General features: G+C 41.3%; 6 protein-coding genes. All 6 read left to right on the top strand.

The features are described 5' to 3' along the window. Positions 1-571: RNA 2',3'-cyclic phosphodiesterase (gene thpR / locus CTER_RS11805; protein ID WP_242834976.1), on the top strand; the 571-nt coding region annotated here is incomplete at its 5' end. 165 nt (positions 572-736) lie between these two features. Further along, complete coding sequence (locus tag CTER_RS11800; RefSeq protein ID WP_004625705.1) at positions 737-1,456, top strand: type II toxin-antitoxin system prevent-host-death family antitoxin; 720 nt, start codon at positions 737-739, stop codon at positions 1,454-1,456. A gap of 115 nt (positions 1,457-1,571) precedes the next feature. After that, the gene (locus tag CTER_RS11795; RefSeq protein WP_004625695.1) at positions 1,572-2,711 is read left to right on the top strand and encodes a S1C family serine protease; all 1,140 of its coding nucleotides are present in this window, start codon (positions 1,572-1,574) and stop codon (positions 2,709-2,711) included. Positions 2,712-2,789: 78 nt separating this feature from the next. Next, positions 2,790-4,739 carry a stalk domain-containing protein gene (locus CTER_RS11790; RefSeq protein WP_004625689.1) on the top strand — a complete coding sequence of 650 codons (1,950 nt, stop codon included), beginning with the start codon at positions 2,790-2,792 and terminating at the stop codon, positions 4,737-4,739. Positions 4,740-4,767: 28 nt separating this feature from the next. Beyond that, entirely contained in the window at positions 4,768-6,057 is a 1,290-nt protein-coding gene (locus CTER_RS11785; RefSeq protein WP_004625709.1) for a replication-associated recombination protein A, read from the top strand. Next, positions 6,057-6,323 carry a hypothetical protein gene (locus CTER_RS11780; protein ID WP_004625673.1) on the top strand — a complete coding sequence of 89 codons (267 nt, stop codon included), beginning with the start codon at positions 6,057-6,059 and terminating at the stop codon, positions 6,321-6,323. Before CTER_RS11785 ends, CTER_RS11780 begins: the two co-directional genes overlap by 1 nt. Positions 6,324-6,403 lie beyond the last annotated feature (80 nt).

The raw sequence follows: 6,403 nt of genomic DNA, 5'->3' as shown, positions 1-6,403 counted from the left end.
GCAAATGTGGCTCATGGAGGTTAATATGAGAGTGTTTTTTGCAATAGAATTTGAGGAGGAAATAAAGGAACGTTTGTATTCTCTCCAGCAGGAAATTAAGAAATACTGCAGCGGGGGGAATTTTTCACACAAGGAAAATTTTCATCTGACCCTGAGGTTTATAGGGGAACAGAATCCCGGACAGGTTGAGAAGCTGAGAAGGGCCTTGCGTACGGCTGCGGCAGGTACGCCCTGCTTTCAACTGCAGATTGACAGACTGGGAGCATTCAGCAAAGGCAATAAAAAAATAATCTGGACGGGGCTGGAGGAAAACAGCGAACTGCAGAAATTATACTGCAGGCTTGAAGCAGTACTTGAGAGGGAAGGCTATCCCGGTGAGGGCAGAAGCTATAGTCCCCATATAACCCTGGTAAGAGAGACCAGGCCGGCCGAAAATGCACCTGGTATAGATAAAATACAATTTGATAAATCAGCGGTAAAAGTGAGCTCAATATCACTGATGGAGAGTAAGAGGGTTAATGACATGCTTACTTATACGGCAATTGATAAAGCCGGACTCCAGGGTTATTGATATTAGCTAAATTGTTGACTTGATTTATTTTAAAGCTTATAATAATTATAGCTAATAAATATCAGCATGATTAGCTAAAATCAAATATATTTTAGCTAATACTCTTCAAATCAAAAGATATTTTTTATTTCAACGTTAGGTATTTCTTTGAAAGGAGCTTTGATTATGAGAGTAACATCAACGGAGGTTCAAAATAACTTTGGAAAATATCTGGCATTGGCTTCTGCCTCTGAAGAAATCATCATAACCAAAAACAGCAAGGATATAGCAAGATTGGTTCCCTGCAGTAACGTTGACAGGGTGGGGGAAGAGTGCTGCATATATGAAGATGAGGACGGTCTCAGGATGACCTATGAGGAATTCACAAAGCTTTCCGAAGAATCTGACAAGAGGTATGAGCTTATTGACGGAGAACTTTTTCTGCTGGCCTCACCCAGTTATGCCCACCAAAGGGTCATCGCCGAAATCAGCGGTTACTTCCATATCTGGTTCAAAGATAAAAAGTGCAGACCTCTGACTTCACCTTTTGACGTTACCTTGATTAAGGGAGATAACAACAAAAATGTTGTTCAACCGGATATACTTATCATCTGTGATACTGAAAAAATAGATGAAAAAGGGAAGTATTGGGGCATACCCACACTAGTCGTGGAAGTTCTCTCCCCCTCCTCCAGAAAGCATGATATGCTCAGAAAACTCAATCTATACGCACTTACGGGAGTTAAGGAATTTTGGCTGGCCGATACATCAAAAAAAGCCGTATATTTATATAATTTCGAAAACAAGGTCATAGAAGACTTTATCACATTTACAAACAACCAGACTGTCAGGTCAAATGTATTTGAAGGCCTGGAAATCCCTCTCGAGGATATTTTTATAATATGATCCCATGTAAATATTTCCAGACAGCAAATTAAATTGAACTGCTTCCCGCAAAATGGTAAAATGGAAATCTGGAAAGATTTAATCCTGACAGGAAATAACCGCCTATGGAGGGAATATGATAAAAAAAACCATTATAAAATCGGTGTGTCTGGTAACTGCTATCGTATTTATGACAACCGGTACATATGCAGCAGGAAATGTAACCTTGAAGATTGACGGCAAACAGGTAAACGATGCGGTAAAGGAATTCAACGGCAAACAGTATGTACTTGTCGACAGCCTGGCAGGAAATCTTGATGGTATTACCGTAAGCAAAAGCGATAAGTCAATTGAAATAAATACCGATACAAACAGGATTTCAAATATAATAAACAAAGTCGGTCCTTCAGTGGTAGGCATCATAGGCAAGCTTAAGGAAAGCAGTTATGATTACAGCGAATACACCGACAACCTGATTTTTGGAACAGGCGTCATATATAGAAGTGACGGATACATAGTTACCAATGCCCATGTTGTAAAGGACATGGATACCATTGTGGTTGTCCTCTCCAACAGCAAGGCATATAAAGCCAGGCTGAAGGCCATAGATGACAGTCTTGATCTGGCGGTGATCAAAATAGACAAGGGAGGACTGACTCCGGCCGTTTTCGGAGATATGTCCAGTGTTGCGGTGGGCCAGGAAGTTGTGGCCATTGGCACACCCTTATCTTTTAATTTAAGAAACTCGGCCACAAAAGGCATAATCAGCGGGATGAACAGGTCGGCCGACGGGGAGTACAGGTTTATACAATCCGATGCGGCAATCAACGGAGGAAACAGCGGAGGCCCCCTGGTGAATATGAAGGGCCAGGTTATAGGCATCAATTCGGTAAAACTGGTGGGATTTGGAGTGGAAGGACTTAATTTTTCAATTCCTGTTGATACCGTCAGGTACGCCATAAGTCACTTTGAGAAATTCGGAAAAATCAAGAGACCTTATCTGGGAATAGTATTTTCAGAGAGCATAACCTCACAGTACGGTCTCCCCAGTTCTGTTGAAGGCCTGACGGTCAGGGATATTGAAGAAGGCTCGGACGCTGAAAGGTACGACATTCAGGTGGACGACAAGCTGGTATCGGTAAACGGTGTGAAGGTTAACTCAATTATCGATTACAATGAGGAAATGAAAAAATATCTTCCGGGAGATAAAGCGGCCTTTAAATTGCTCCGGGATAATAAACAGCTTACAGTCAACGTGGTTTTCGGTGAAAAATAAACCGTCGTCAGAAGAGTTTTAAGAACGGCAGTAAGCAATTAAGAGAAAAAGAGTATAGAAAATAAGGACGTGACAGTTATGAAAATAGGAAAAACTTTATTAAGTCTGCTTGTTGTGATTTCAATATTGGCAGCCTTCCTGACGAATACATATGCGGCCGGAAATGACAAACTGGTGCTTGAACTCAAGGTGGGAAGTACTTCTGCCAAAGTCAACGGAACCGAATCAAAGGTTGAAAAACCTTATATGGCGAACAATTCGGCAATGGTACCTCTGGAATGGATCACCACAGCCGTCGGAGCCGAAGTAAACAAAAAGAATAAAGTTATCGAAGTCATATATGGTGAAATGAATGCCGAGATAACTGTCGGGTCGACAGAATACATTTCCAATACTGAAAAGAAAAAACTGCCGGCAGCACCTGTTGTAAAAGACAAAGCGACTATGGTGCCTCTGGAGTTTATATCGGCCAGTTTTCCGGTTACTGTCACCAGTGACCTGAAAAAAGGCAGCATAAAGATAGTTCTTGAGGATGACGGGGCGTTAAATGATTTATCCTTTCTCACCGGAGGCATTACCAGTCCGAAGGTGGGCAACAGCTTTTACGGCTGGAGCTTAAGTATACCCTCCGGATCAAGAATAGTATCCAACAGCTTTAAATCCGATAAAGTAGGCATTACAAATGAGAGCAGGAGTCTTTATTTTGAGATAGCAGTGGAAAATAAAAATGGCAGAAAACTTGCCGAGCTGTACAACGATATATTGTACAACAGTTCGGTGAGAAATTCAAAAATGGATCCTGCGGCCGCTGTCCCGTACTTTCAGTATACAAGGCTTTCAGAATATGATGAGTCCTTGCGAGTAAAAGTATTTGACAAGGGAGATTACTTCTATTATGTCACTATAAATTGTTATGATAATTCAGTTACACCTGAAAAGCTTTTAACAGACAAATATTATGAAAACATTATGAATTCCTTCAGTCTCAATTATAAAGGTGCGGTAAAAGGTGTGGAGGATATTTCCAGGGTTGTGCAGGGAAAGGCAAGTTTTTATAACTATGTGACTTTGAACCTGGATGCCAAATATCTGCCCTGGTCAATCAATGTACCTGCAAAATGGGATAAGGTATTGTCAAACGATGATCCCATGACGACCTGCCTTGGTCTGGACAGCAGGCACTATATGAGAATAACCATGAATACGCTGGGGGACAGCGGAAGTCTTGAGGAATATGTAGACAATATCAAGGAGAAATACAACAAATATTTCAATGCCAGGGTATATAAATTCATCTCCGATGAGAATGCCACAGCTGCCGGTGCTGAGGCCAGAAACCTTAAATTCAGCATAAAACAGGGAGATAAGGTCTATATTATGGATGAGTTATATTTTACCAAAGGAAGTTTTGTTTATGAAATAACAGTCAAACTTCCTGAAGGCGAATACGATAAGCTTATAGGCCAGTTTAAAGAGACCATAGATCAAATGGACTTCTACTCTGTTGATGAAGGAAAATTCGAGAGTGATTTTGAAAAATATACCAATAAAAATGTCGGTATAAGGGTGTCACAGCAGGACGAATTGTTTGAGTATATTAACAAAACCTTCAGCTGGAGTGTTAAACTGCCCGGTTACTGGACCAAATCAGGTGCCGGAGATGATAGCTCGGTCACTTTTACCGAGCCTGATACAAATGCAAGTGTAATGGTTTATGCGACCGAAAACTCATCATTGTCCAGGTCTCTCACCGACGAGGAGAAATTTGGTATAATGAAGGTTCTGAAAAAAGTATATGGTGCGACTCCGGTCCAGTCCTCTGTCAATGAAAAAGGTTATCAAATGAGGGTATATACATATAAGGTTGAAAGTGCAGATATGGATTTTTTTGCAGCAGTGACCAGCTATTGCTTTGAGGCCGGGGACTATTCGTACTGCTATATCAGTGTTGTTCCTGATCTTACGGCAACTGACAGGACAGTTAACGAAGTTAAAGATATCTGGAAGACCTTTATGATAAAAAAATAGGTTAAATAGGAGATTTTTAAGGAGTTTTATGAGAGAAAAGATACAGCCCCTGGCATACAGAATGGCGCCGAGGACTATTGAGGAATTTGTCGGACAGGGCCATATAATAGGCAGGGATAAAATGTTGTACAGGATGATAAAAGCGGATAGAATTACGTCAATTATTCTATATGGCCCGCCAGGCACCGGAAAAACTTCACTGGCCAGGATCATTGCAAATACCACCCAGTCCAGCTTTGAAAAGCTTAATGCGGTAACTTCGGGCGTTGGTGATATAAAAAGAATTGCCGCCGACACCAAAAATACAATGCTTAATCCAAATGGCAGAACAGTTTTGTTTATAGATGAGATCCACCGCTTCAATAAATCCCAGCAGGATGCACTTTTGCCTTATGTAGAGGACGGATCCATCGTACTGATAGGTGCAACTACCGAAAATCCTTTTTTTGAAGTAAACAAAGCGCTTATATCCAGATCAACGGTGTTTATGCTGAAGCCCCTTGAAAAAGAAGATATAAAAAAACTGCTTATAACCGCTATCAGGGATAATGAGAGGGGCCTGGGAAACTATATTATAAATATCAGCGAGGAGGCGCTTGACTACCTGAGTGAGGTCTGTTCCGGTGATGCCCGTACGGCACTTAATTCCATAGAGCTGGCCGTACTTACCTCCGAGCTTGGTGAGAACGGTGCTATAGATATAACCTTGAAAACAATTGAAGAGTGCGTTCAGAAAAAAGCAATCCGCTTTGATAAAAATGGTGAAGAGCATTATGATAATATCAGTGCCTTTATTAAATCCATGAGGGGAAGCAGCCCTGATGCAGCAGTATTCTACCTTGCAAGAGCGCTGTATGCAGGTGAGGATGTAGAATTCCTGGCAAGAAGAATAATAATATGCGCCTCAGAGGATGTGGGTATGGCAAATCCGACGGCACTCCAGGTTGCCGTGGCCGCGGCACAGGCGGTAAAGATGATTGGGATGCCCGAGGCCAGGATAATACTCGCTCATGCGGCAGTTACAGTTGCCTGCAGCCCCAAGTCAAATTCCGCATATATGGCCTTAAACAAAGCAATGTCTGATGTTGAATCAAAAAACACTGGGAGTGTCCCCATGCATTTGCGGAATGCCGCAGCAAAGGGCATGGAGCAGCTGGGCTATGGACAGGGCTATAAATATGCACATGATTATAAAAATAATATCGTAAAACAGGAATTTTTCCCTGAGGAAATGAAAGGGACACTTTATTACAACCCGACTGCAAACGGCTACGAAGCCAAAATAAAAGACTGGTTGGAGAAATGGAGAGAGCAGTGATGAAGAAAAGAGTACTGGCGTGGATACTACTTGCAGGTTTTGTATTACTAATATTAAACATAGTGGTATTTCAGATTTTTCTCATGCAAAGTATTGCAGTATATGCAGTAATTGCAGTATGGTTTATTTTCACCAATAAGCCCCTGCCAAGCAATAAGATAATAAAAACAGGTGAAAATACCACCGGAGATGTTCAGGAGGCTGATAATGAGAATCCCGATGAAGCAGAAAGTTCTCAGGAAAATGAGGATAATTCTGAAGAATAAAATCTCTGCAAAATAGAATAAATATTTTACCTCTGTAAATACTATCAGGGAATAACTTCAAATAGAACAAATATTTTCTG

Source organism: Ruminiclostridium cellobioparum subsp. termitidis CT1112, from assembly GCF_000350485.1.
GTDB lineage: Bacteria > Bacillota > Clostridia > Acetivibrionales > DSM-1351 > Ruminiclostridium > Ruminiclostridium termitidis.
This window is presented reverse-complemented; position numbering and strand designations above follow the sequence as displayed.

What these genes read in the sequence shown, in the direction of transcription:
- CTER_RS11780 (WP_004625673.1), top strand. Translation starts at nt 6,057, where the DNA reads ATGAAGAAAAGAGTACTGGCGTGGATACTACTTGCAGGTTTTGTATTA.
- CTER_RS11795 (WP_004625695.1), top strand. Translation starts at nt 1,572, where the DNA reads ATGATAAAAAAAACCATTATAAAATCGGTGTGTCTGGTAACTGCTATC.
- CTER_RS11785 (WP_004625709.1), top strand. Translation starts at nt 4,768, where the DNA reads ATGAGAGAAAAGATACAGCCCCTGGCATACAGAATGGCGCCGAGGACT.
- CTER_RS11800 (WP_004625705.1), top strand. Translation starts at nt 737, where the DNA reads ATGAGAGTAACATCAACGGAGGTTCAAAATAACTTTGGAAAATATCTG.
- CTER_RS11790 (WP_004625689.1), top strand. Translation starts at nt 2,790, where the DNA reads ATGAAAATAGGAAAAACTTTATTAAGTCTGCTTGTTGTGATTTCAATA.